We start from the raw sequence: 25,358 nt of genomic DNA on the forward strand, positions 1-25,358 counted from the left end.
CGCCGGTATGTCCGTCACGATCGAGGTCGCGGGGCACGCCACGGTGCTGGTGCGCGCGTGCGGTTTCACCCTGCTGTGCGATCCGCACCTGCACGACAGCTACCGCGGTGGCCTGATGGGATTCGCCCCCGCCCGGCGGCTGCTGCCCGGGGCCCTGCCGCGGCCCGACGTGGTGTGGATCTCCCACTCCCACCGTGACCACTTCGACATCGCCTCCCTCCACCGCCTGGACCGGACGCTGCCGGTGCTGCACCCCGACGATCCGCGGATCGCCCACACCCTGCGGCGGCTCGGCTTCACCGACACGACCGTGGTGCACGACTGGATGACGCTGCACCCGCGCCCGGGACTTGAGCTGCTGTGGACACCCTCCACGTTCGCCGGTCCCGAGCACGGCCTGGCCGTCCGTACGCCGGACTGCTTCGTGTGGCACATGGTCGACAGCCTGGTCACCCCTGCCTGGGTGGAGCAGCTGCTGGTCTCCGGGTCGCCGGACCTGCTTCTGACGCCATGTCAGCCGATCATGGAGACCCGCAGCGTGGAGGGGGAGGTGCCGGGAGCGGACGCGGACTGGGCGGATCCGCTGACGGCGCTGCTGGACCAGGCCCGTCCTGCGCACGTGGTCCCGCTGCCCGAGGGCCAGTACGGGCTCGGCGCTGCGGCGTGGCTCAACGGCCACAAGTTCCCCGTACCGCCCGGCCTCGTGGACCAGGCGCTGCGCGCCGGTGATCCGGCGCGGAAGGTGCTGCGCGTCGACCCGGGGGACCGGATCAGCGTGACGTCCGGTGCGGCCGTGCGGCGGGAGCGGAACGCGCTGCCCTGGGTCCTGGTCACGGGCGAGCGGCGGGACCGCACCTACCGCCCCGGCGCCTGGACGGGTCCGCTCGCCGCGGAGCGCCGCTCCGTCCCGCCAGGACCTCTGCTGGACCGGCTGCTGGGCCTCCCGCCCGGTGGCGACGCCGGCGCTTCCCCCGCACCGGTGCCCGCGCTCGGCGAACTGGCCGACGGCGCCGGAGGCCGGTTGCGCGAGACCGTCCACCGCTTCGTCGTGGTGGACACGTCCGCGCTGCCTGTCGCCGAACGGAGCGTGCGGCTGCGGCCGGACGGCACCCTCGGCGCGGCGCCGCCGGGGGACGTGCCGGACATCGAGGTGGCGGTGGCCGCCAGTGACCTGGACGACCTCCTCACCGGCCGTCTCGGCTATTCCGCGGCACAGTACGGCGGTCGGCTGCGGGAGATCAGGCCAGGTCTCGCCGCCGACCCCGCCCCCGGCCCCGCGCTGATCACCAGCCGGCACGATCCGCTGCCCGCCGACGGCGCGGTGACACCGTCCGGCATCGGCCTGTTCGCCCTGCTGCTCCGCGCCCGCCTCGGATCCCCGCTGGTGGAGCTGGACCGCGAGATCGACGCCTGCCTGCGGGGGCACCCCGTCCGGCCGCCCGCCACCACCCGCGCCCACGGCCCCCGGCCCGCTCCGGAACCCTCAGGACCGCCGCGCCGTGACGTGCCGGGGCAGCACACCGTGTGGACCCGCGTCGACCGGTGTCTGGCCCGCGGCGACGACCCGGGCTGCGCCTCCGGCACCTTCACCGACGGGGGCCTGTCCTGCTACGCCGGTGTGCTCGGCCGTGCCCCGTGGCCGGTGCCGCAGATCCCGCCGGACGACGGCACCGGGCTCCTGCTGCTGACCAGCCTGGTCGAGGCGCAGCCGCACCTCGGCGGCGGTGTGCGGTTCCCCGCCGCTTCCTACCGCGGGCTGCTGGCCAACATCGAAGCCTCGCCCGTCCGCCGGTGGCGCCTCCTGCCCGGCCTGCCCGACGGGACGCGGGTGCCGCGATGGCGCGCGGCCTCGCTGTTTCCCGTATCGGCCGCCCGCCTGCGCGCCGACCTCGCGCGCCGGGGGTGGCGCGGGGAGATCATCGACGCCGCGCCCCCACCGGCGGCCGACGGGCACCTCGCGGCCGAAAGGTGCTGGTGGCTCGGGGTGCCACCGATGGCGGGGGCGGGCCGGTCAGGCCGTCCCCTCCAGGTGGCGGAGTCGCCCGGCTGCCTGCTGCACGGGATGGTCGACGCCGGTCCCGAAGCCGCCGCCCTCCCCGGCGGGGAGCCGCCGCAGCGGCCGGACTTCCGGATCCGGGCCCGCCTGCCGGGCTCGCCGCCGTACCGGGAAGCCGCCGTACGGACCGCGCTGATCTGCGGGGACGTGCGTTTTTCCTGGCTGCTGCCACCCCGCGAGACCTCTGTACGCGCCGGGCGGGAGGTGGACCCGGTCGTCTTCGCCGAGCGGGTGGCCCTGCTGTCCCTGGCGCAGTGGGCCCGCACCCGGCCGCCGGACGGGGAGCCGGACCCGCCGGGCGCCGCACCGCACCACCCCGATCCCCGCCTGCTGCCGACCGAGTCGTGAGGACCGCGATGCTCACCCACCTGCCACCGGGGCACCGCCCCACCCACCGCCGCGCCGCCTGTCTGATCCTCGACGGCCGGGACCGGGTCCTGCTCACCGTCCCGCCCACGGCTGCCGAACGCGCCCGCCTCCCCTGGGCCGTGGTCGCTCCCGGCAGCACCGCGCGGCAGGCCGCCGCGGCGGCAGCGGGCCGCGCCTGCCGGCACCAGGTGCCCGCCGCCCGCCTCGACTACCTCACCGAGCTGTACCTCCCGGCAGGACCCCGCGGTGACGGCCCCTACGACCTCCGCGTCTTCACGTGGCGGCGCGGCGCCGGCACCTACCGGGAACCCGGCCCGCACACCCGGTGGCGGGCACCGGCGAGCCTCACGGACGACGAGCTGGAGGCGGCCACCGCCCACTGCCTCAGAGAGGAGCTGCCCCGGCTCACCGGTCTGGCGGCCGAGGAGGCCGTGCCCGTCGCCGAGGCCGAGCGCGCGGCACGGCGCCTGATCGATCCGGTCCCCGCCCTGTGGCGGGAGAGCCCACCGGCCTCGATCGTGGTGCTGGGCCCGCCGGCCGTGGGCAAGAGCACGCTGCTCAAACGGCATGCCGCCCGCGCCCCGCAGACCGAACACGTGCGGGACATCGTCCCGGTCAGCCGCGGCAGGGGCCGGGACAACTACCTGACCCGCTATCTGCGCGGCGACAGCGGCTCGGCGCTGCTCTGCCAGATGGAGACCCTGCTGCTGCGGGTGCTCCAGAACCTGCGCACCGGCAGCGGCAGCGTGCTGGACCAGGACGTCCACAGCTCGCTGGCCTACGCCAAGGCGATGCGGCTGAGCGGCGCGCTGAGCGCCCAGCAGTACGAGACCTACTACCGCTACCACCACCTGATCACCTCGGCGCTGCCGCCGCCGGCCGCCGTGGTGCACCTGACGGCCCGTACGGACGTGCTGATGCGCCGGATGCGGCGCCGCAACCGCGTCCTGGAGCGCTCCTTCACCAGTTCCTACGTGTCCCTGGTGTCGCAGTGCTTCGAGGACGTGGCCGCCGAACTGTCGTCGCGCGTACCGGTGCACCACCTCGACGCCTCCGAGATGTCCCCCGACCACGTCCTGGAGCGCTTCCGGGAAGTGGCCACGGACGCAGCATCCGCCCCCGCACCGAAAAGGAGCAGTCATGACGTCGCAGAAGCCCGACTGGCGTAACCCGGGCCCCGCCCCCACACAGGGCCCGCTCATCGACACCTTCGGCCGCATCGCAGGCGACCTGCGGATATCGGTCATCGACAAGTGCAACCTGCGCTGTACCTACTGCATGCCGGCCGAGGGGCTGCCCTGGCTGGACAAGGACGAGATCCTCACCGTCGAGGAGATCGACCGCCTGGCCCGGCTCTTCCATTCCCTGGGCGTGCGCGAGTTCAAGATCACCGGCGGGGAGCCGACGGTACGCCGCGAGCTTCCCGAGATCGTGCGGCGGGTGTGCGCGCTGGAGGGGGTGGACGTGTCCATCACCACCAACGGACTGCTGCTGGACAGGCTGGCCGCGCCGCTGCGCGAGGCAGGGCTGCGCCGCATCACCGTCTCCTGCGACTCGCTGCTGAGCCACCGCTACGCCGAGATGACCCGGCGGGACGCCTTCGCCAAGGTGTCGGCGGGTCTGAAGGCAGCCAAGGAAGCGGGACTCGACCCCGTCAAGATCAACTGCGTGGTCATCCGCGGCACCAACGACGACGAAGCGGTCGACTTCGCGCGGCTGGCCCGGGAGGGCGGCTACGACGTGCGCTTCATCGAGTACATGCCGCTCGACGCCGAAAAGACCTGGGAGCGGGACAAGGTGGTGCCGGCGGAGGAGACGCTGGCTGCCGTCTCCGCGGCCTTCGACCTCACCCCCGTCGAGCAGGACTCCCCCCAGCCGGCCACCTCCTTCAGGTTCGCCGACGGCGCCCCCGGAGCCCTGGGCTTCATCCCCTCGGTGACCAGCCCCTTCTGCGGCAGCTGCAACCGCATGCGGACCACCGCGGAAGGCGCCTTCCGCGTCTGCCTGTTCGCCCTGGAGGAGACCGACCTGCGCGCCGCACTGCGCTCGGGCGCCGACGACGCGGCACTGGAGCGGCTGATCCGCGAAGCCCTCTGGCACAAGTGGCCAGGACACAAGATCAACCACCCCGACTTCGTCCGCCCCGACCGCAGCATGTCCATGATCGGCGGCTGATCCGCATGCACCGGCCATCCCGGCGGCAGCGGGGGAGGAGCACCCCATGACGGCAGGCACCGGAGTCCTGGTGACCAACGACGACGGGGTGACGGGCGAGGGCCTGCGCCGCCTGGCCCGGTACCTCCGCGACCAGCACTTCGACGTGGTCGTGGCGGCACCGGAAGGGGACGAGAGCGGCTGCGGGACCAGCCGCGCGGTCGCCCCGGACGGGCTGGTGCCCACCCGTACGAGCACCTTGGCAGGACTGGCGGGGGTTCCCGTCCACACGGTGGCCGCCCCGCCGGGGCTGATCGTGGCCGCCGCCTGCCAAGGTGCCTTCGGTCCCGCACCCGACCTGGTCCTGGCCGGCATCAACCCCGGAGCCAACACCGGGCCTGCCGTGGTGCACTCCGGCACGGTGGGCGCCGCGCTCACCGCCGCCTGCCACCGGCGGCCGGCCGTCGCCGTCTCCCTCGGCCACGGCGCGCCCTACCACTGGGACACCGCGCTCCACGCCCTCGCGGTCCTGCTGCCCGCCGTCCTGCCCGGCGCGCGGGACCGGCGGCGGCGACCGCTGGTGTGCAACCTCAACGTGCCGAACGTGCCCGCGCACCGGCTGGCCGGAGTGGTGCGCGCCGGGCTCGGCGCGCACGGGGACACCCGCTTCAGCATCCAGCGCCTCGGCCCGGAACTCCTCCGCGCCACCCACCACCCCGCCGCGTGCCACGACGAGGGGGAGGCGCCCCTCCTGGCCGCCGGCTACGCGACCGTGACGCCGCTGCGCCCCGTCGGCGAGGACACCGAAGCCCTCCGCCACCTGGCTGCCGCACACCGGGCGCCGGCCACCCTCGCCGGGGAGCTGCCGTGACCCGCCGCGTCGTGTCCTTCACCTGGGGCCGGGGCCTCGGCCACGTGTCACGCCTCATCGCCGTCCACACCGAACTCCGCGCCCGGGGCTGGGATTCCCTGCTGCTCACCGAGCGCCACCAGCGGCTCATCGACGATCACGGCTTCCCCCAGACCGTCCTTCCCACCGACGCCGAGAGCCTCGTCGGCGAGCCGCTGCACGGCACCGGCCCCGCCGTCGACCACCGCCTGGCCCAGGCACTGGTGGCGCAGGCGCTGCGGGCGGACGACGCGGTCCTGCACGACGTGACGGTGCAGCGCGAACTGTACGAGCGCGCCGCCCACTTGAGCTGCCCCCAGTTCCTGGTCCACCGCTTCCAGCGCAACCGGCCCGACCCCGCCGCGTGGGTCGCCCGCCACACGCCCGCCATCGGCCGCGTCTACCTGCTGGGCGATCCCGGACGGCACGACGTGGAACACGGGGTGCGCCTGGTAGGGGTGCCCAACGTCGTCCGCCGCCTGCTCGGCACCCGCTCCCCCTGGCCCCCGGACACGTCCGCGATGAAGATCGCCGTGGTGGCCGGCGGCGGCGGGCACGCGGACGCCCCCGGCTTCCTCAACGCCGCGCTGAACGGGGTACGGGAGTACGCGCGCCGCGGCGTCCCCGAGGGTGTCGACGTCCTGGTGCTCACCGGCCCGCACTTCGAAGGACAGGTCCTCGTGCCGCCCGGACTGCCAGGACCCGTACGGGTCGCTCCCTACCTGGGCCCCGGCTTCGACATCTACCGGCACGCCACCGCCGCGATCACCCACGCCGGGTACAACACCGTCCAGGAGCTGGTGCGGTCCCGGGTGCCGACCGTGGTCGTGCCCGGCGTCCGCGATTTCGACGATCAGCGCGTGCACCTGGAGGCCGCCGCCGCACGGCTGAACGCGGCGGTGGCCGACGCGGACGCGCACTCCGTCGCACAGGGCCTCACGGCCGTGCTGCGTACCGGCACGGGCCCCCGGCCCCCGGCCCCGCCCGACCCCGCGGACGGGGCGTCCCGCATCGCGGGTGACCTCCTGGAGGCGGTCACGGCTCGTGGCGGAACACCAGGACGTGGGTGTGGTGATAGCCGGGAGCCGCATGGTCAGGACCCGTCTGCACAAAGACGATGTCCTCGCTGAAGTGGAACAGCTCGCCCAGGAGCATGCCGAACTCCCACACCAGCGGGCGGGTCCAGCGCCACTCCGGGCGACGCAACTGGGACACCTCGACGGCCACCGTCGCACCCGGGGCGAGGAAGCGCCGCAGACCCGCGAAGATCCGGCGCGCGTCGCCGAGATGGGTCTCGCGGTCGTCCCGCCCCCGGGACGTGCGGAAGCTGGTGAAGGGCGGGCTGGTCAGCAGCAGCGAGAACGGGGGCCAGGCCCCTGCGGTGGCGTGCTCGGCGTCCGTGACGAGCAGGCGTGACGGGTCGGGCAGACGCGTCTTGGTGAAGGCGGCGCGCCCGCCGTCGCGTTCAAAGCCGACGGCCTCGCGGCCCAGCCGGTCGGCCACGGTGAGCGTGGTGCCGAAGCCGCAGAACGGATCGAGAACCCAGTCACCGGGGCGGGAGAAGTTCTCGATCGCGTGCGCGGCCAGGGTTTCCGGGAACCGCATGTCCGTCGGCCCCGGGTAGTCGAGCGGCTCCAGCGACCCGTCGATGACCTGCCAGGAACGCCGGCCGGCCGGTCCGTCATCGCGTGTCGTCGAGGTGTCGGCCATGGTTCGCGTCTCCTCCGGAGAAGGGGTTGCGCACGCCACCTGCCCGGTGCCGGACACCTGCCACGCCGGTCGGGACGGCGTTCCGAGCGTCCCCCGCCCCGGCACGCGCCGCCACTCCTGCTCCGCCGCCGGAAGCGGAACGCGGCACCACCGGAGTGACCCACTACGGCCCGCTCGGCCAAAACATCCCCTTTTTCGCCGTTATCTCATGTTTTCATCTGGCCATGGAGGAGATCGGATGACGGCTGGAGAACGGCAACAGGGCACGCGCACTCAGGCGGGCACCTCGCGGCGGCGGTTGCTGGCCGCAGCGGCGGCGGCACCGGTGCTGGCAGGGGCGGGACCGGCCGCCGCGCAGGCACGGCCCGCCAGGGCAGCCGGTGCGGACCGCTGGGCGGTCGAGCCGGTGCACACCAGAGAAACGGAATGGGGAGGCGTGGCGCACGCGCTGGGCCGCGGCGGCAACATGCTGCGGGGGTTGATCTACCACACGGGCTTCCCGCGCCGGGACCTCTACGTGTTCTCCGACGGCGTCCACGTCACACCGGGCCTCGCACTGGGGACGCACGTGGCCTTCGTCCGCTACGCCGACGGCAGCACGATGCTGATGGGCGATGTGGTGGTCACCGAGGACGAAATCCAGCAGGTCAGCGAAGCCTGGCAGGAGCACGGCATCGAGCAGACCGCGCTCCACAAGCATCTGCTCGCCCAGAGCCCTGACCTCTGGTGGACGCACGTCCACGCGCACGGCCACGACCCGGTGGCCCTGGCGCGCGGCCTGCGCGCGGGATTCGACCGGACCGGGACGCCGCCCGCGAGACCACCCGAGCACGTCCCCGTCGACCTGGACACCGCCGCCGTCGAAGCCGTGCTGGGCGTCAAGGGGTCCGTCGAGGACGGGATCTTCAAGTGCCTCTTCCTCCGCCGCGAGACCATCGTCGACGGCCACCTGGCCCTTCCCCCCGGCCTCGGGTCGACCAGCGCGTTCAACTTCCAGCCGCTGGGCGGCGGCCGGGCCGCGCTCAGCGGCGACTTCGCCATGGTCGCCGACGAGGTCCAGGACGTGCTGAGGACGCTGCTGCGCGGCGGCATCAACCTCGTCGAGCTGCACAACCACCACCTGTCGGAACACCCCCGGCTGTTCTTCACGCATGTGTGGGCCGTGGGCGACGCCGTCGAAATCGCCCGCGCCCTGCGGCCCGCGGTGGATGTCACCAACGTCGTACCGGCCGGCTGAACAAGGCGGAGGAGAAACGCGGATCGCCGGTGAAACGCCCTTTTACGGGGCGGTTCACTTCATATGGGGCAATTGGGTCGATGTGGTGCGTGCCCCAAGGGGCGATCGGGTACCTCTGCCCCGTCCGTCCCAGTAGGTGGCGAACCACCCATCAGATCCCATATCTGGAGCCCCGTATGGAACCAGCGTCCACCCCGCGGAACTGTCCGTTCGACTACGCCGAGGCCCTCGAATTCGATCCGCAGCTCAGAGAGCTCCAGAACGAAGCGCCCGTCTCCCGTATCCGGCTGCCGCACGGCGACGGGGAAGCCTGGCTCGTCACCGGCTACGACGACGTGCGCACGGTGACCACCGACCGGCGCTTCAGCCGCAGCGCCGTCATCGGCCGGAACTTCCCGCGCATGACTCCTGAGCCCATCGTTCAGGACGAGGCGATCAACGTGATGGACCCGCCGGCCAGCAGCCGCCTGCGCAGCCTCATCTCCAAGGGCTTCGCACCGCGCCACATGGACCGCATGAAGGTCCGTACCCAGCACGTCGTGGACGAACTGCTGGACCGGATGGAGGAGCACGGATCCCCCGCCGACCTGTTCGAGCACCTGGCCGCACCGCTGCCGCTGACCACGATCTGCGAGGTCCTCGACATCCCCGAGGGCGACCGGGCGCAACTGCGCGCACACGCACGGACCATGATGAACACCAGCGTCGACAACCGGGACAACGCCGTACGCTCCAAGGCCGACATGCGCGCCTACTTCGCGAAGCTGACCGCCGAACGGCGCGCGAACCCGGGCGACGACCTGATCAGCGCGCTGGCCACGGCCCGCGACGGCGACGAACTGCTCAACGACCGGGAACTGACCGTGATGGCCATGGTGCTGCTCATCACCGGCCAGGACACCACCACGTACCAGATCGGGAACATCGCCTACACGCTGCTCACCCGGCCCAAGGAACTGGCCATGCTGCGCGCCAGGCCCGAGATGCTCCCGCAGGCCCTTGAGGAGCTGCTGCGCTTCATCCCCTTCCGTAAGGGCGTCGGCATCCCCCGCATCGCCCTGGAGGGCGTGGAACTGAGCGGGGTCCGGATCCGGGAGGGGGACGTCGTGCACGTCTCCTACCTGACGGCCAACCGGGACGCCCGGAAGTTCGAGCGGCCCGACGAGCTGGACCTGGAGCGCGTCGGTCCGTCCCACATGACCTTCGGGTGGGGCGGCCATCACTGCCTCGGCGCGCCGCTCGCCGCCACCGAACTCCAAGTCGCGCTCGGCACCCTCCTGGAGCGATTCCCCGACCTCGAGCTGGCGAAGCCGGCCGCGGACGTGCAGTGGAACAAGACGTCTATCTGGCGCTATCCGCTCGCCCTGCCCGTCATCTGGTGACCGCGCAATCCCCGGCGGCGCCGGTGTGCCCGGCCCGCGGGCCGGACGGCGGGTAGCCGCGGCAGGTCAGCGGGATCTCCGCAGCCGTGAGCCGGTGGCGGTCGTGCGTATGCCGACCGGCATCCGGCTCCGGGCGGCCCGCCCCCGCGAGCGGCCTCGGTTGCGCCCGGGGGAACGGCCGCCACGGATGACGCGTCAGCCCCCGGAAGACGGCAACCGGAACGGGCCGTACCGCCGTACGGCGGCGCATGCCGTCCGACATGCAGCCGTCACCTGACTGCCGTAACGTGAGGCGAGGGCCAACCAAAGCCACACCAATTGCCCATACGGCGAGAACTCAGCCTTTCGACGGTCGGCCCGTCCCCGCCCTGCAGGGACGTCGAACGCGGCGCGGAAAGCGCCAACGGCCGTCTCGCGCCATTTCGCGCGTACGCCGCCGAAGCGACCTTCGGCCGGCGCACACCCCGCATGCCACTCCTGGGGCTCAGCCGTGTGGAGCACCGTCCGCTAGGAGGAGTTCCATGGCGGTTCTCTGCAAGCCGGCCATCGCAGTCCCCGAGCACGTCATCACCAACGAGGAAACCCTCGAACTGGCGCGGCGGTTACACGGTGATCACCCGCAACTCGGCCTGGTACTCCGGCTGATCGAACACACCGGGGTGCAGAAACGGCACCTGATCCAGCCGATCGAAGAGACGCTGCGGCACCCCGGGTTCGACGCCCGCAGCATCGTCTACGAGGAGCACACCAAGGACCGGGTACCGGCGGTGGTGCGGCAGGCGCTCGACCAGGCACAACTGGAGGCGGATCAGATCGACTTGATCATCTACGTCTCCTGCACCGGCTTCATGATGCCGCCGCCGACCTCGTGGCTCATCAACGAGATGGGATTCCGGCCGGATACGCGCCAGTTGCCGATCGCCCAACTCGGGTGCGCCGCGGGCGGTGCGGCCGTCAACCGGGCCCACGACTTCTGCCGTGCCTACCCGGACGCCAACGTGCTGATCGTCGCCTGCGAATTCTGTTCGCTGTGCTACCAGCCCACCGACCTGGGCGTGGGATCCCTGCTGTCCAACGGCCTGTTCGGCGACGGGATAGCCGCCGCGGTGCTGCGGGGCAACGGCGGCACCGGAATCCGCCTGGAACGCAGCAGCTCGTACATCATCCCGAACACCGAGGAGTGGATCTCCTACGCGGTCCGTTCCACGGGGTTCCACTTCCAGCTCGACAAGCGGGTTCCCGGGACCATGGAGCCGCTCGCTCCGGCGCTGCAGACCGCGGCGGAAGACCACCAGTGGAACGCCGGGAAGATGGACTTCTACATCATCCACGCGGGCGGTCCGCGCATCCTGGACGACCTCAGCTTCTTCCTCGACGTGCCTCCGGAGGCGTTCCGCTTCAGCCGGGCCACGCTCACCGAGTACGGCAACATAGCCAGCGCGGTGGTGCTCGACGCCATGGGCCGGCTGTTCGACGAGGCATCGTCGTTCGACGGCGACCGCGGCCTGATGGCCGGCTTCGGGCCCGGCATCACGGCCGAGATCACCCTGGGCAGCTGGGCTTCGGAGTCCGCGGAGGAGTGAGCCGCCGTGCTCGACGGCCGGCCGGGCGGTTCCTGGAGTCGTCCGGCCGCGCGGGTCTCCCGGGGCTCCGCACCGGATCCGATGGGCGGCCGGGGCGCGGTCGGGCGGGTGTTTCCGGACGTGTGTTTCCGCACGCGATCGGGATGTCTAGGACGGCTTTCGGTGGGCAGGGGAGCGGGACGGTTCCGGTGCGCGGAATACGTCACGGGTCGATCCCGTTGCCGCAGCTGGATACCGACTGGACATCCACGACAGACCGGAAGCAGGGAAGCACGTATGAGCACGGTTGAGCTCACCAAGGAAAACTTCGACGACATCGTCTCCGGCAACGATTTCGTCCTGATCGATTTCTGGGCCGAGTGGTGCGGCCCGTGCAAGCAGTTCGGCCCGGTCTTCGAGCGGTCGTCCGACAAGCACGACGACCTGGTCTTCGCCAAGGTCGACACCGAGGCGCAGCCCGAGCTGGCCTCCGCGTTCCAGATCCAGTCGATCCCGACGCTGATGATCGTCCGCGACAACATCGCCGTGTTCGCCCAGCCGGGTGCGCTGCCGGAGGCCGCCCTGGAGGACGTCATCGGCCAGGCCCGCGGCCTGGACATGGACGAGGTCCGCGCATCGGTCGCCGAGGCCCAGAAGGACGAGCAGGGGCAGCAGGCGCAGGGCGAGTGAGCGAGCTGCTGCTGATCCGGCACGGCGAGACCGAGTGGAGCCGGACGGGACGTCACACCAGCTGGACCGACCTGCCGCTCACCGCCGACGGCGAGGAGCAGGCCCGCGCCCTGCGGCCACTCCTCGCCGGCCGGAAGATCGCGCACGTCTACGCCAGCCCGATGGCGCGGGCGCTGCGCACCGCCGAACTGGCCGGCCTCGTCACACCCGAGATCGACGAGGGCCTGCGGGAATGGGACTACGGCGGCTACGAAGGCATCTCCACCCCCGACATCCACCGTGAACGGCCCGACTGGTTCCTGTTCACGCACGGCGCCGTCCCCGGACCCGCCGGCCACCCCGGGGAGTCACCCGATCAGGTCGGCGCCCGCGCCGACGGGGTGCTGGAGCGGATCGCGCCGCAGCTGGCCGCGGAGGAAGGGGACGTGGCGCTGGTGGCGCACGCCCACTTCCTGCGGGTGCTGACCGCCCGCAGGCTGGGACTCCCGGCCTCCGGCGGCGCGCTGTTCACGTTCGGCACCGGGGCGGTCGGCGTCCTGGGCACCGAACACGGCCGCCCCGCCGTGGTGGCCTGGAACGCCAGGACACTGTAGGGCCCCGGGCGGGCCGCGCCCGCCCGCGTGGCTACGGAGCCATCGAATCGAGGTGCAAGGGTTCCACCTTGCCCTCGATCATGGCGCCGAGCCCCTGCACGGCACAGGTGTCGGGGCGGTCGGCGATGTGCACCGGCATCGTGGTGGCCTGCTGGATCATCGGCTCCAGACCGGGGATCAGGGCACTGCCGCCGGCGAGCACGATGCCGCGCTCCCCGAGGTCGGCGACCAGATCCGGCGGGCAGCGCCGCAGCACCGCCCCGATGGCGTCGAGAATGGCGGTGAGCGGGGTGGCGATGGCGTGCCTGACCCGCTCCGTGTCCACCTGAACGGACCGCGCCAGGCCGCTCACCACGTCGCGGCCGTGCACCTCCGTCGAGCCGGGGGCGAGCCCACCGGTGCTGGACAGCATCAGGTGCAGCGGGCGGACGGACTGCCCGGGGAGCGTCAACTCGTGGTGCAGGCGCAGGTGCTGAAGCACCGCGTGATCGATGGCGTTGCCGCCGACCGGGACCGATTCGGCCGCCACGATCGAGCCGAGCGAGAGCACCGCGATCTGTGTGGTGCCCGCGCCGCACACCACCACCATGGTCGCCTCGGGCTGTTCCACCGGCAGACCGCAGCCGACCGCGGCGGCGACCAGCGTGTCCACCAGCTCGACGCGCTTCGCCCCGAGACCGCTCAGCGTCTCCACGGCGGCCCGCTGCGCCAGCGGCTCGCTGCCGTACGGCTGGCAGATCGCGGCCCGCATCGTGGGCCGGCGCCGCCAGGTCCTGCGCAGCTTGTCGCCGACCAGCTGCCGCAGCAGCCGCTGGGCCATGTCGATGTCCACCACCGTGCCGTTGGCCACCGGGTGCACCACGCGGATGTAGTCCGGCGTACGCCCGTCCATCACGGCGGCGTCGGCGCCCACGGCCAGCAGCGCGCCGGTACGGATGTTCACGGCGGCGACGGTCGGCTCGTCGACGATCAGCCCCTGGTTCTTGACGTACACCCGCGTCCTGGCCGATCCGAGGTCGACGGCCACCGAGCAACGGCGCAGTTGGGCGAGGCTTATGGTCATGGAAGTTTCCTCCCCTGTGGGCCGGTATGGGTGGAGCGTTCGCAAGGACCACTCATCGCCATCCTGTGGGGGCGCCTGCGCAGGTGCCCGTTGGGGAGGTCCGGTCGGGGGACCGGGTGCGGGGCGGAATCGGCAGGTGGCACGGGGATTCGGGCGCGTCCGGTGGGGCCGCGGGGGCGGGTCGCCGGTCAGGCGATGTGACGCTGGAGCAGTCCCCAGGTGAACTCCAGCACGATGTCGCGGAGTTCGCCCGCCGGGTCGGGGACCGTGCAGCCCAGACGCCACCGGGTGGGCGCGCCGCCCTCCATCGGACGGGCCGGGGCGAAGGCGCGGGCCGCCTCGTCGACCGTGCACGACCAGGGCGCGAGGTCGGCGGTGGTGCGCAGGTCGGGGGCCGCGGCGCCGGGGGCCCGCACGAGCCAGGCGTTCCAGACGGTGCCGCCCGGTGCGGTGAGGACCTCGAAGCGCAGGTCGGGCCAGAGCGGCACGGGCCAGAGCAGCGCCTCGCAGGTCAGGTCGCCGATCCGGCGGGCGCCGACGGATTCGGGGGCGCCGAGCAGGGCCCGGTAGGGCTGGACGCCGCCGCGGGCCCGGGGCGCGTGCATCCGGGCCTGCCAGCGGCGGTTGGCCTCGCGCAGATCCGCCCGGGACGCCCCCAGTTCGCGCAGCGCGTCCTCGACGGCACCGGGCTGGTGGTCGGCCATCCGGCGCAGCAGAACGAGCTGGAAGGCGAGAGGCCCTGGCAGGTCGGCGGGGGTGCCGGGGCCGTGCGGAGGGTCGTTGTCAGTGGTGGGGTTCATGATGGACATGGTCGTGGACGGTGGGGGCGCCGGGGGGTCCGGGGCGGTCGCCGTCGGGGAGGAACAGCACGGAGTTGACGTAGCGGCGGTGTGGGGCGAGGGAGCGGCGCAGCAGGCCGTGTTCGGCGAGGTGGGAGGTGCGGGACTGATGAGCGGGCAGATCGAAGTCGGCCAGTGGGGTCCAGTGGTCGTGCGGCAGGACCCAGCCGCGATAGCCACGGGCCGCCGTCCAGTCCAGGACCGGCGCCAGCGGCTGGATGCGGGACTCCAACTCGACGAACAGCGCCGGGTGTTCCCGCGCGATGGTCCCCGCGGCCCCGCGCAGCACCGCGAGTTCCGCGCCGTCCACATCGATCTTGATGACGGTGACCTCGGAGAGTTCCAGCGCGTCGAGGGGGAGGCAGGGCACGTCCAGGGTGGTGCGGTGCAGCTCGCGGCGTACGAGCGAGGAGACCCCGCGGTCGCCGCGCCCGCCGGGCGGCAGCCAGAGCGTGGCGCAGCCCGCGTGGTCGGTGGCGGCGGCGGGCACGACGTCGACGTGCGGCGGGGTGACGGAGGCGATCAGCCGGGCGAGGTGGGGGACGGGCTCAAGGGTCACGACCCGCTGCGCGCGCCGCGCCAGCCGCCGCGTCCAGGGGCCGTACCAGCCACCGACGTCGACGGCGGTGCCGCCGCGGGGGCAGAAGTCGGCCAGCCGCCGCAGCTCGGGTTCGAAACGGGGATAGAGACCGGCGGCCACGGCCGACACGAGTCGGGGCGGCAGCCGCGGGCCCAGCCGGGCGGCGAGCGTCACGACCGCGCCTCCCGGTCGGCGGCGGGGGCCGGCGCCGTGCCCGGTGTGGACGTCAGGCGCCGGAGGATACCGGTGTGTTCCGCTTCGGTGACCTCCTCGCCCGATACGGGGAGGAGCTGGGGGATGCCGTCCAGGATCGGGTAGCGGCGGCGCAGCCGGGGGTTGTAGAGGGCGGCGCCGTCGGGGAGCAGGGCCAGCGGGCCCTTGTCGAGCGGGCAGGCGAGGAGGGGCAGCAGCGGGTCATCGGGTGTCATGGGTCAACTCCGGTAATCCGGTGGGGGGTTGGTGTTCGGTCGGTGTGGCCTGGGGGTGCGGGGCGGGGGTGTCGTGACGGGGCAGGGCGAGCAGGACGGACAGGGCGACGGCGGTGCCGCCCAGGCGCAGCGCGAGCCGTACGGGATCGGACGGCAGCGGTTCGCCGAACGCGACGGTTCCGCAGGCCACGGTGAACACGCAGGTGACGGTGGTGCAGACGGGGACGATGAGGGAGGCGCGACAGCGTTGCAGCGCGGTCTGGGACAGCACGAGACCGGTGGCTCCGGTGAACAGGAGGAGATACGGATAGGGCGAGCGCAGCAGCCCGGCGGCGGCACCCAGCAGATCGCCGGAGGTCAGCAGGCCGGAGACGCCCTTGATGGCCAGTGAGCTGACGCCGTAGAGGAGGCCGACGGCCACGCCGTAGGGGACACCGGCGGTGGGCAGCCGGTGACGGCGCCTGGCGCGTCGTTCCGCCGAGCGGTAGAGCAGCAGTCCGGCCGCCAGGGATGGCACGGCGAGGGCCAGCAGGGTGCCGGGCGGCGCGGTGCGGGCGATCGCTTCGGCGTCGCCGCCCCGCAGCGAGGCGACGACCATCACCAGCGCGACGAGGATCGCCACGATGCCCTGCCGCTCGCGCCCGCTGGTCCGTTCGCCCAGCACCACGGACGACAGCAGAAGCAGCAGGACGAGCCCGGAGACGAAGAGGCCCTGGGCCGCGGCAAGGGGGAGGGCGCGGTAGACGGCGAGTTGGGCGGCGAAGCCGGCGGCCAGGGAGAGGGCGCCGCCGATCCACAGGGGACTGCCGATGAGGTGGCGTACGACCCGGGCGGGTTGCCGGGCGCTCAGGGCGGGCAGCGCGGACAGGGCGCGCTTCTCCAGCACGAAGCCGGTGCTGTACAGGACGTTGGCGAGCAGCGCGGACGCCACGCCCCACCACGGCACCGCCCTACTCCCTTCTCCGCCGGGCATGGGCGAGCAGGATCGACGACAGGGACGGGAGGTGACAGGCGGCGCGGTCGAGGGGGCGCAGCGGGCGCGGCACGTCGTGGTACGGCGCTCCGGCGATCCGTACGACGTCGAAGCCGGATGAGGTGAGGAAGCCGCGGAGCGCGCGGGCGGTGTAGAGACGCAGATGGCCGACCACCTGACTGCCCGGCCTGCCGTGGATGCCGCGCAGGCTCACCTCGGAGAAGACGGGCTGGACTCCGGCGAGCAGCAGTCCGCGGTTGTACCAGGCGGCGAGGTTGGGGGTGGAGAGCATCAGGTGACCGCCGGGGCGCAGTACCCGGTGCAGTTCGTCCAGGGCCGCGTCGGGGTCGACGAGGTGTTCCACGACTTCGCTGAAGAGCACCGCGTCGGCGGAGCCGGTCGCGAACGGCAGGCCGCCGTCGGTCAGTTCGCCGCGTACGGCATGGGGGATGCGGGGGGCGGCGCGGCGCAGCGCGTCCTGCGACCAGTCGACGCCGATGAGGCGGTGCCCGGCCAGCACCTTCGCGGCGGCGGCTGCCGCGGTGCCGTCGCCGCAGCCGACGTCCAGGACGGTGGCCGCCGCGGTCCCGCGCGCCGGTCCCAGCGCGCGGGCCAGCAGCCGTGCCTGCCGCAGGCTGCGGGCCTCACCGGAGGCGACGGGCACGTCGGGGTTCTCGTAGAAGTCCCGTAGGGAGGGCGGGGGTTGGTGGGGTGGGTGGGGAGGTGGGGGCGAGGGGGAGAGGGAGGGGGAAGGCAGCGGCAGGGGCGTGGCCGGGGAGTGGGGAGGGGTCCGGGGGCGGGTCATCGGGCATCTCCTTCCTGGGCCTGCGGTGCGGGCGGCGGGCCGGGAGGGGGGTGGGGCCAGGACGTGGCGGCCAGGCAGCGCGCGAACAGGGCGCCGAGCCGGGCGCCGGCGGCGGTGTCGAGGAGCGTGTGCGACCAGCGCAGGGTCAGCTGGACGCGGTCGCCGACCGAGACGGTGGTGACGGTCAGCCCGCGCGGCATCCGTGCCGGTGCCGAGAACCACACCGCGGTCGGACGGCCACCCGTACCGAAGTCCAGCGGGTAGGGCACCCGGCCGATGTTGGAGAGCAGGGCGGTGGACGTCCAGGGCGCGGCGGCGGTGCGCAGCGCCCTGGTCAGGGCGCGGCGTGCCCCTACGGGGAGTGCCGGAGCGGTCAGCACGGTGCCGACCGGGCCGAGCGGGGCGCCGGGGGCGGACTTCAGCGCACGGGTGCGGGCCGCGGTGCCGCGCAGCAGCCGGGCCATGGCCTCGGGGGCGGGCGGGCCGGTGGCGAGAGTGCCGGCGTCCCACCGCTCCTGTGGGCCGAAGCCGACCGGGACCAGGCGGGTGCCGTTGCCGATGGGCATCTCGTCGCCGCGCGGGCGGTCGTCGACGGGCATGGTGAGGACGACGGGGGAGCCGGGGCGGCGGCCGTGGAGACGGTTCCAGCGGGTGGCCATCAGCCAGGTGGCGACGAGGAGTTGATCGTTGACGGTCCAGGGCGTCCGGCCGTCGACGCGTGGCGGGCGGGCCGGTACCGGCAGGTCGGCGAGCAGCATGCCGTTGGCGGTGCCGGGGTCACTGATGAGGTCGGTGTGGTGGTCGGGGGTGTGGGGGGCGGTGGTGCTGGCATCGTCGGCGATGTCGCTGCTGTCGCTGTGGCCATGGCCGTGGCCGTGGCTGGGGGCGATGCGGGCGGGGCGGGAGAGCGCGGGAGTTCCGGTGAGGGGGCGGAGGGGGCGGGAATCCATGGGGGCGGAGGGGCGAGCGGGTGGCGGGGTGGGGGAGTTGTCCGCGCCGTCGTACAGCTCGGCGGTCGTCGCCAGGATGCGGAGGCCGGCCGGGGCGTCCAGGGCTGTGTGGTTGAGGGTGGCCAGCAGGACGGTGCCGCCCGACGGGTCAGGGGATTCGATCACCTCCAGGCGCATGGGCGGCGAGACGTCCAGGGGCGGGCAGTCGGCGAGGGCGCGCTGCCTGGCGCGGGCGAGAGCGTCGTGTGCGGGTGGGGGGAAGACGACCGGGTCCACGTCGGGGGCGTCGGTGAGCTGCCAGGTGTAGTGGCGGTGCCACCAGCGGGCGGTGGCCTGGCGCACCAGGGCGCGGGGGTGCCGGGCGAGTGCCTGGTGGAAGGCGGCGCGCAGCCGGGTGTGGTCCAGGCGCCCCGGCAGATGGACCTCGATGTGGACGGTCTCCGGTTCGTCGTCCCGCAGGCAGTGCCGGGCGATCTCGTCGACGACGGGGAAGGGGAGGCGGGCGGGCGGGCGAGGGGAGGGCCGCGTTTCGCTTGCGTGTGTCGCGGTCGCTGGTGTGTCGCTACCCATGGCGGCCACCGGCGTCAGGTGTGTCCGCGCCGTCAGGCGTGCCCTCGCCAGGCGTGCCGCCGCCGGGCGAACGGTCGCCGGGCGAACGGTCGTCGGCCGTTCTGCCGCTCGCCGTGCCGCCCTCTCCTGCCTCTCCTGCCTTTCCTGCCCCACCTGTTCCGTCCAACTGAGCAGCCACGGAGGCAGAGTTGAGGCGGCCGGGCCGTACGCTGACCACCGCTGCCGACAGGGACAGCAGGGCCAGGGCCTGGGCGGTGCCGCTGAAGGCGCCCTGGTCGGCGGCGATCGGTTCGCCCGCGCCGAATGCGGCGATCACGCCGGCGGCCAGCATGGCCACGAAGGCCAGTGGCGCGAGCAGTTGGCTGCGGTAGTGGGCCAGGAGTGCGAGCAGTGGCACGATCAGCGCGTACGGGCCGGCCGCCATGGCGACCACCACGGTGGCGGCCACGCAGCCCAGGAGCCAGGACGGTGCGGGCGGGCCGGGTGTCACAGACAGCTCGGACGACTCAGGCGTCACCGAGGTCACCGAGGTCACCGAGGTCGGCGACGCCGAGGCCGCAGGCGCTCCCCGGCGCCTCCGTCCGGCTCCGACCAGCGCCGACACCAACAGCAGCAGCACGCCCAACGCCCCGCCCAGCAGGCCGAGATCGTAGGTGGTGGCCGGTTCGTAGGTCAGGTGGACGGTGCCGCCCGCTCCGGCGGGGACGAGGAAGCCCTGTTGCCAGCCGTCGAGGCGGAGCGGGGACAGCGGGCGGCCGTTGAGGGTGGCGTGCCAGCCGTCGTTGGCGTTCTCGTACATCTGGAGGTAGGCGGCCTTGCCGGGGCCGACGGCGACGGTGCGGCGGTCTCCCGACCAGTCGTTCGCCGTGACCTTGCGGGAGGGGGTGGCGGAGTGGTCGGCGGCGGGGGTCGCGGTACCCGGGCCGGCCGCCGGGGCGTCGCCCTTGTGGAGGGTGATGTCCGTCAGGGCCAGCGGGCCCTGGTCGCCGGCTTCCACGCGGTGGCGCCCGGCGGGCAGGTCGAGGTGTCCGTCGCGGGCCGGGCCCGCGCACAACTGCACGGTGATCGGGCGGCGTTCGGTCAGATCGCGGACGGATCCTGACGCCTTGGTGGCGTGCAAGGTGCCGTCGACGGCCAGCATCGGGCCCTTGCCGCAGGGGAGCGTGAAGCGCTTGCCCGCGTCCGGGCGCGGGGTGCGGTACGCGTCCAGCGCCGGAAGGTAGACCTCGCTGAGGCCGACCGGCAGTTGCAGGGCCTGTCCGGCGACCGGGTTGTGCAGGGTCAGCGGTTTGACCTTGCTGATGGTGATGTCGAGCCGGTCGGTGGTGATCGGGTCGAAGCGGGCCTGGCCGTTCTCGTCGACACCGGCGGTGGCCGCGCCGTCGGGTGAGTTGATGAGGATCTGCTCGGGGCGGGTGGAGATGCCGCCCGCCGCGGCCAGCACGATCTGGTCGACCTTCTTCTTGCCCGGCCAGCGCAGGTGCAGGGTGGGCCGGTCGCCGGCGATCCAGGCGGTGGTCAGGTCGCCGTCGACGAGGTTGCGAGGGCTGAGCGACTGGCCGAAGCCGAAGCTGGTGGAGTCGGCGGTGGCGGTGATGCGGTCCTTCTGTTCGGGGGCGACCCGGTCCAGCAGCTGGTCGAGTTCCGTACCGGGGACGGCCAGCGCGGTGCCGGACACGGCGTAGCGGGCGCCCGTACCGGTGTGGAACTGGCGGTGCAGACCGACCTCGGCGGAGACCGGGGACAGGCCGCCGGGGTCGCTGCCCCGGTGCAGCGAGACGGTCTCGTCGGGTGCCTTCGACTTCTCGGCGTCGGTGGGCAGTTGCAGCAGCCGGGTCACCTGGACGTGCGGGATGCCGATCTCGGTGAAGCCCGCGCCGGAGAGGCCGGCGCGCGGGGTCTGCGAGCCGAGGATGGTGACCTTCAGCCAGGTCGCCCTGCCGGGCGGCGCCTTGACCTGCTGCCGGGTGCCGTCGGGGCGCAACTGGCTGTCGGCGCTGCCGCGGTCGGTCTGGATCCGTACGGAGGTAGGGGCGGCGCGCATGCCGTCGCCGGGGAGCGGGGTGAGGGAGAGCGTGGAGGGGATGGCGGTGGGCCCGGTGAAGGCGATGCGGATCCACTGGCCCACGGGGGCGGCGGCGCTGCCCTCGGCCCACGCGGTGTCCGGGTTGCCGTCGAAGGCGTTCGCCGGGTCGTACTGCGGCAGTTGGAAGAGCCAGTTGCCGCTGCTGGACGCGGTGACCGAGGACGCGCCGCGGAGCACGGCGGTGGTCTGGTGGCCGATGCCGGGGGTCGGCAGGATCTGCCGGGGTGGCCGTCCCGGGTCCTGGACGCTGTCGGGGTGGTTTCGCTCGTCGGCGGTGTACGTGTAGGACGTGTTGCTGTTGACCAGGCCGAAGCGGGTGTCGGCGCGGCGCAGCCCGTCGGCGGTCAGCTGGCGGGCCGGGGTGCCGGTGCCGGGGTGCCGGTCACCGGTGAGGACGGTGGGGCGGTTGCGGAGCGCCGGGTCGGCGGAGAGCTGGAGCAGCGCCTCGGGGCCGCCGCTGAGCTGCGCGGTGTCCGCGACGGCCCGGGTGGTGACGGGTCCTGGCGGCGCCGTGTCGCGGGGCCGGAAGATCTCGACGGAGCGCAGCCGCGGGTAGAGGCCCTGGATCTGTACGGGGGTGTCGGAGTGGATCCGGCCGCCGGTGATCAGCGGGCCGAAGGACGCCGTCCTGCGGTAGCCGGACGCCTCCAGGGTGCGGGTGACGGTCTGCGGCGGCACGTAGCCCATCTGGTCCGGGTCGAGGTCGTTGCGCACGACCACGTCGTGGATACCGGCCCGCCCCAAGTAGTCCCGCAGACCCGGCACTTCGGAGCCGGTCATCAGGGCCTGCTCCACGGCGTCCATGGCGCGCCGGACGCCGGCCGTGCCGAACGGGACGAAGTCGCGCTGCGCCCAGGGGGACGCGGCCAGGATGTCGAGCGGCTGGTCGATGGGCGAGCCCCAGGTGTAGATGCCGTGCGCGGTCGCGGGCACGACGAGGGCGCGGCTTTCGGGGCTGTGGGTCTTGAGCCAGTCGGCGGTCTGCTGCCAGTACGCCGGGAGCTTGGTGAAGGCGCCGGGCTGGAGGATGTTGCCGCTGAGGAAGGGGAGGGCGAGGGCCGGCAGGGTGAGGACGGCGACGAGGAGGGTGAGGAGGCGGGGTGTCCGGGGGCGGCGCGGGGTGGTCTGCGTGTCGCCGCGGGCGGGCACGGTTCCCGTCCCCTTGGTGACGAACGGCCGTGCCGCGCCCAGGAGATGGGCGAGTCCCAGGACGATCGCCAGGGCGAGTCCTGGTGTGAACTTGTAGATGTTGCGGAACGGGCGCAGCCATCCGTTCAGCCACTCCTGCCACACACCGTGCAGCGGCCCGCCCAGCTCGCCGCCGTACCCGGCCAGCGCGATCAGCGCGACGGTCAGGGCGCACAGCAGCAGCCAGCGCCGCTCGGGCAGATCGCGGCGGGCGAGCCCCGCGAGGCCGAGGGCGGCGGCGAGCGCGGAGCCGAGTACCGCGAAGGCGTTGGCGGTCATCGTCCAGCCGGCCGGCAGCCAGGGCTTCCCGAAGTCGAGGTAGCCCACCCAGTTGCCGGCGCCGCGCAGCAGTTCGGTGGCGGACATCGGTCCTGTGGTGGTGTCCGCCTGCTCGATGAACGGCATGAAGTTCTCGCCGTGGATGCCCAGGAGGAGCAGCGGTACCACCCACCAGGCGGTGGCGAGGACGACGCCGGGCAGCCACCACGCGAGCAGCTTCGGGCGGCGCGGACCCGTACGCGAGAGGAGATACAGGCCGACGGGCAGCAGCGAGGCCAGCGTGGACGCCGCGTTGACGCCGCCCATGAAGGGGATCAGCAGCGCGGAGCGGCACGCGGCGACGCGGGCGGTCAGCCGGGGGTCGGTCAGCGGCAGCAGCACCCAGGGCAGCAGCGCGCCGGGCAGCGCCGCGGCCGACGTGGAGCCGATGACGATGGTGAACGTCGGCCACAGGGCGTAGCAGGCCGCGGCGAGCAGCCGGGTGGGCGCGGTGCCGCAGCGCAGCCGCTCGGCGAGGCGCAGCGCACCCCAGAACGCGACGGTGACGATCACCGACATCCACAGCCGCTCGGCCAGCCACACCGGGAGGTGCGCCAGATCGGCCAGACCGTAATAGGGGAGGGTCGGGAAGGCGTAGCCGATGTACTGGTCGGCGATGCCGCCGAATCCGGCCCGGTCGTGCCACAGCCCGCCGAGGTCCCCGAGGAATTTCCAGGGGTCGACGGTCACCCCCAGCTTGGTCTCGAACGTCATCTTGCCCGGTGCGGGGACGAGGAAGCCGGCCAGCGCGAGGGCCCAGAAGCCGAAGAGCAGGCGCCGGCGGCAGGGCGGGTGCGGGGCGGGTGCGGGCGCCGCGGGGGCTCCGGGCCCTGGCGACCCCGGTGACGTGGACGGTTCGAGCGTCTGGGTCATGGCAACCGCCGGAGGATGAGGAGGAGGTTCCAGGTGGCGACTTCGCGCAGCACGGGGATCCGGGGGATGGTCTCCGCGAGGAACGGCGCGTAGCGGGAGCGGGCGGAGACGACGGAGACGTCGCCGCGGGCCCGCACCTGCCGCAGGGTGCGGCCGATGTGCACGGCGAACAGGTTCTCGCCCAGGGTGTGTTTGGCAGGCCGTCCGGTGCGCCGCAGGTAGCGGGCGCGGGCCCGTTCGGCGCCCAGGTAGTGCCAGGGCGCGGTCTCGTGACCGCCCCAGGGGGAGAGCCAGTTGGTGAAGGACACGTAGACGAGGCCGCCGGGCCTGGTCACCCGGATCAGTTCGCTGAGGAAGGTCTGCGGGTCGGCGACGTGTTCCAGGACGTTCGACGAGAAGCAGATGTCGGCCGCGCCGTCGGCCAGCGGCAGCAGGTAGCCGTCGGCGAGCACCGCGGCCTCGGGGCGTCGTCGGCCGCCGGCGGACAGTTCGTCCGGGTCGGGTTCGAAGAGCGCGCCGCGTGCGCCGCGGCGCCGGAACTCCTCGGTGAAGTGGCCGCTGCCGCCGCCGACATCGGCGACCACCGCGCCCTTCAGCGGCAGATGGCGTTCGAGCTGGTCGGCGGTGTCACGGGCGAGCAGTCCGTAACAGTGTTCCGGGTCGGACTGCTCGTTCATGAAGGCGCGGAAGAGCGTGTAGGACCGGCGCAGGGAGGGGTCGCGCACCCCGCATCACCGCCCGGGTGCGGCGGCGGCGAACGCTTCCGCGGCGACCGCCCGGAAGCTGCCGACCGTGTGACTCCATCTGAAGCGGGCGGCGCGCTGCCCGGCGGCGGCGCCCAGGGCCTCGCGGCGGCGGGCGCTGAGCGCGAGGGTGCACCAGTGGGCGGCGAACGCGCTCTCGCCGCGGGCCAGCAGGCCGGTGACGCCGTCGTCGACGGAGTCGCGCAGGCCCGGGATGTCGAACCCGACCGCGGGTGTCCCGCGGGCGGCGGCTTCCATCACGACCAGGCCCCAGCCCTCGACGAGCGAGGGGTGCAGCAACAGCCAGGCGGAGCAGAGGAATTCGTGTTTGCGCTGTTCGGAGATGCGGCCGGTGAAGGTGACCCCGGGGCCGGCCAGCGTTTCCAGCCGCTCGCGTTCGGGTCCGTCGCCGACGATGACGAGACGGCCTCCGGTCACCGGCCGTACCCGCTCCCACAGGCGCAGCAGCAGGTCGATGCGCTTGTACTCGACAAGGCGGCCCATGGCGACGAAGAGCGGTTCGGGTGCTTTGGGGAGCAGCGGTCCTGGTTCCTCGACGCCGTTGTGCACCAGGCGGATGCGGTCGCCGGGGACGCCGAGATCGCGCAGGGCGTCGGCGGTCGAGCCGGAGACCGCGACCATCAGGTTCCGCCGGTGGGTGCCGGCCAGCGCCCAGTGTTCGAGGCGGCGGCCGAGCCGGGCGGCGGGGGCCGGGTAGCGCATCCCCCACAGGTCCGTGTGGACGTGGTTGACCAGGCACAACGTCGGTCCGCTGTGCCAGAGGGGGGCGAGGTACGGCATGCCGTTGCAGACCTCGACGAGCAGGTCGCAGCGGCCCACCCGGCGCGGGGCGCGCAGGAAGTGCCCCGCGTCGCCGCCCGCCGAGATCACGCGGTAGGCGCGGTCGGCCGCGGGGCCGCCGCACAGCAGGGTGACGTCGTGGCCGTGGGCGGTCAGCCCTTCGGCGATCCGGTCCACGAGGAGTTCGGAGCCGCCGGCCGCGGGATTGCCCAGGTCACGGCGGGCCAGGAAGACGATCCTGCGGGGGGACGCCGCGGTGGGCGGCGGGGTGGTGCGTGGGGGAGGGGAGGGCGGTGCGGGTAAGGCGGCGGCCCGTGCGGGGGGTGCGAAGGGCGCGACGGGCAGGGACGGTTGCACGTGCTGGGGCATCTGCGCTCCAACTCGTCTCAGGGTGCGGTACCAGCGGTGGGGGACGTACTGCGTGCTGAGTCGTGCTGAGTGGTGCCGGTGGTGCGGAGTGGTGCGAGGTGTCCGGCGCGCTCCGTGGGGGCGGGGCGTA

At 73.4% G+C, this 25,358-nt stretch carries 21 protein-coding genes; 10 read left to right on the forward strand and 11 right to left on the reverse strand.

Annotated elements, in window-relative coordinates:
• The first annotated feature begins 7 nt into the window (after positions 1-7).
• From ACIBK8_RS26830 to ACIBK8_RS26850, 5 genes are read left to right on the forward strand one after another with little or no spacing between them, the layout of a single operon-like run.
• A complete protein-coding gene (locus ACIBK8_RS26830) occupies positions 8-2,404 on the forward strand; it encodes an MBL fold metallo-hydrolase (protein ID WP_399044425.1) in 2,397 nt (798 codons plus the stop codon).
• 8 nt (positions 2,405-2,412) lie between these two features.
• Positions 2,413-3,594 carry a deoxynucleoside kinase gene (locus ACIBK8_RS26835; protein ID WP_399044426.1) on the forward strand — a complete coding sequence of 394 codons (1,182 nt, stop codon included), beginning with the start codon at positions 2,413-2,415 and terminating at the stop codon, positions 3,592-3,594.
• The gene (gene moaA / locus ACIBK8_RS26840; protein WP_393680059.1) at positions 3,566-4,600 is read left to right on the forward strand and encodes a GTP 3',8-cyclase MoaA; all 1,035 of its coding nucleotides are present in this window, start codon (positions 3,566-3,568) and stop codon (positions 4,598-4,600) included. The genes ACIBK8_RS26835 and moaA overlap by 29 nt, the downstream gene beginning before the upstream one ends.
• A gap of 46 nt (positions 4,601-4,646) precedes the next feature.
• The gene (gene surE / locus ACIBK8_RS26845) at positions 4,647-5,450 is read left to right on the forward strand and encodes a 5'/3'-nucleotidase SurE (protein ID WP_399044427.1); all 804 of its coding nucleotides are present in this window, start codon (positions 4,647-4,649) and stop codon (positions 5,448-5,450) included.
• On the forward strand, positions 5,447-6,598 hold the full coding sequence (locus ACIBK8_RS26850) for a glycosyltransferase (RefSeq protein ID WP_399044428.1): 1,152 nt from the start codon (positions 5,447-5,449) through the stop codon (positions 6,596-6,598). Before surE ends, ACIBK8_RS26850 begins: the two co-directional genes overlap by 4 nt.
• On the opposite strand, the gene ACIBK8_RS26855 is transcribed toward ACIBK8_RS26850, so the two are convergent.
• Positions 6,504-7,178 carry a DNA methyltransferase gene (locus tag ACIBK8_RS26855; protein WP_399044429.1) on the reverse strand — a complete coding sequence of 225 codons (675 nt, stop codon included), beginning with the start codon at positions 7,176-7,178 and terminating at the stop codon, positions 6,504-6,506. The genes ACIBK8_RS26850 and ACIBK8_RS26855 overlap by 95 nt on opposite strands.
• 238 nt (positions 7,179-7,416) lie before the next feature.
• Here ACIBK8_RS26855 and ACIBK8_RS26860 point away from each other — a divergent pair, with 238 nt between their 5' ends.
• The 5 genes from ACIBK8_RS26860 (at position 7,417) to ACIBK8_RS26880 (ending at position 12,642) form a co-directional block, all read left to right on the forward strand.
• Complete coding sequence (locus tag ACIBK8_RS26860; protein ID WP_399044430.1) at positions 7,417-8,415, forward strand: DUF1259 domain-containing protein; 999 nt, start codon at positions 7,417-7,419, stop codon at positions 8,413-8,415.
• Positions 8,416-8,591: 176 nt separating this feature from the next.
• On the forward strand, positions 8,592-9,797 hold the full coding sequence (locus ACIBK8_RS26865; RefSeq protein ID WP_399044431.1) for a cytochrome P450: 1,206 nt from the start codon (positions 8,592-8,594) through the stop codon (positions 9,795-9,797).
• Positions 9,798-10,318: 521 nt separating this feature from the next.
• Positions 10,319-11,380, forward strand: a complete 1,062-nt coding sequence (locus ACIBK8_RS26870; protein ID WP_399044432.1) for a type III polyketide synthase — start codon at positions 10,319-10,321, stop codon at positions 11,378-11,380.
• A gap of 276 nt (positions 11,381-11,656) precedes the next feature.
• Positions 11,657-12,049 carry a thioredoxin gene (gene trxA / locus ACIBK8_RS26875; RefSeq protein WP_393680049.1) on the forward strand — a complete coding sequence of 131 codons (393 nt, stop codon included), beginning with the start codon at positions 11,657-11,659 and terminating at the stop codon, positions 12,047-12,049.
• Entirely contained in the window at positions 12,046-12,642 is a 597-nt protein-coding gene (locus tag ACIBK8_RS26880) for a histidine phosphatase family protein (protein WP_399044433.1), read from the forward strand. The genes trxA and ACIBK8_RS26880 overlap by 4 nt, the downstream gene beginning before the upstream one ends.
• Before the next feature lie 31 nt (positions 12,643-12,673).
• On the opposite strand, the gene ACIBK8_RS26885 is transcribed toward ACIBK8_RS26880, so the two are convergent.
• From ACIBK8_RS26885 to ACIBK8_RS26930, 10 genes are all read right to left on the reverse strand, one after another.
• A complete protein-coding gene (locus ACIBK8_RS26885; protein ID WP_399044434.1) occupies positions 12,674-13,705 on the reverse strand; it encodes a rod shape-determining protein in 1,032 nt (343 codons plus the stop codon).
• A gap of 188 nt (positions 13,706-13,893) precedes the next feature.
• Positions 13,894-14,505, reverse strand: coding sequence for a hypothetical protein (locus ACIBK8_RS26890; protein WP_399044435.1), 612 nt, complete (start codon positions 14,503-14,505; stop codon positions 13,894-13,896).
• On the reverse strand, positions 14,489-15,298 hold the full coding sequence (locus ACIBK8_RS26895; protein ID WP_399044436.1) for an FkbM family methyltransferase: 810 nt from the start codon (positions 15,296-15,298) through the stop codon (positions 14,489-14,491). Before ACIBK8_RS26895 ends, ACIBK8_RS26890 begins: the two co-directional genes overlap by 17 nt.
• The gene (locus ACIBK8_RS26900; RefSeq protein WP_399044437.1) at positions 15,295-15,552 is read right to left on the reverse strand and encodes a Trm112 family protein; all 258 of its coding nucleotides are present in this window, start codon (positions 15,550-15,552) and stop codon (positions 15,295-15,297) included. The genes ACIBK8_RS26895 and ACIBK8_RS26900 overlap by 4 nt, the downstream gene beginning before the upstream one ends.
• On the reverse strand, positions 15,539-16,498 hold the full coding sequence (locus ACIBK8_RS26905; RefSeq protein ID WP_399044438.1) for a DMT family transporter: 960 nt from the start codon (positions 16,496-16,498) through the stop codon (positions 15,539-15,541). Before ACIBK8_RS26905 ends, ACIBK8_RS26900 begins: the two co-directional genes overlap by 14 nt.
• Positions 16,499-16,502: 4 nt before the next feature.
• Positions 16,503-17,330 carry a class I SAM-dependent methyltransferase gene (locus tag ACIBK8_RS26910; protein ID WP_399044439.1) on the reverse strand — a complete coding sequence of 276 codons (828 nt, stop codon included), beginning with the start codon at positions 17,328-17,330 and terminating at the stop codon, positions 16,503-16,505.
• Positions 17,327-18,850 carry a condensation protein gene (locus ACIBK8_RS26915; protein ID WP_399044440.1) on the reverse strand — a complete coding sequence of 508 codons (1,524 nt, stop codon included), beginning with the start codon at positions 18,848-18,850 and terminating at the stop codon, positions 17,327-17,329. The genes ACIBK8_RS26910 and ACIBK8_RS26915 overlap by 4 nt, the downstream gene beginning before the upstream one ends.
• Positions 18,843-23,315, reverse strand: a complete 4,473-nt coding sequence (locus tag ACIBK8_RS26920) for an alpha-(1->3)-arabinofuranosyltransferase family protein (RefSeq protein ID WP_399044441.1) — start codon at positions 23,313-23,315, stop codon at positions 18,843-18,845. Before ACIBK8_RS26920 ends, ACIBK8_RS26915 begins: the two co-directional genes overlap by 8 nt.
• Positions 23,312-24,040 (reverse strand): class I SAM-dependent methyltransferase, encoded by a 729-nt coding sequence (locus ACIBK8_RS26925; protein ID WP_399044442.1) that lies wholly within the window; start codon positions 24,038-24,040, stop codon positions 23,312-23,314. Before ACIBK8_RS26925 ends, ACIBK8_RS26920 begins: the two co-directional genes overlap by 4 nt.
• 6 nt (positions 24,041-24,046) lie before the next feature.
• Positions 24,047-25,228: a glycosyltransferase family 4 protein gene (locus tag ACIBK8_RS26930; protein WP_399044443.1), complete on the reverse strand. Its 1,182-nt coding sequence runs from the start codon at positions 25,226-25,228 to the stop codon at positions 24,047-24,049.
• Positions 25,229-25,358 lie beyond the last annotated feature (130 nt).

The organism is Streptomyces sp. NPDC050161 (genome assembly GCF_044460025.1).
Taxonomy (GTDB): Bacteria; Actinomycetota; Actinomycetes; order Streptomycetales; family Streptomycetaceae; genus Streptomyces.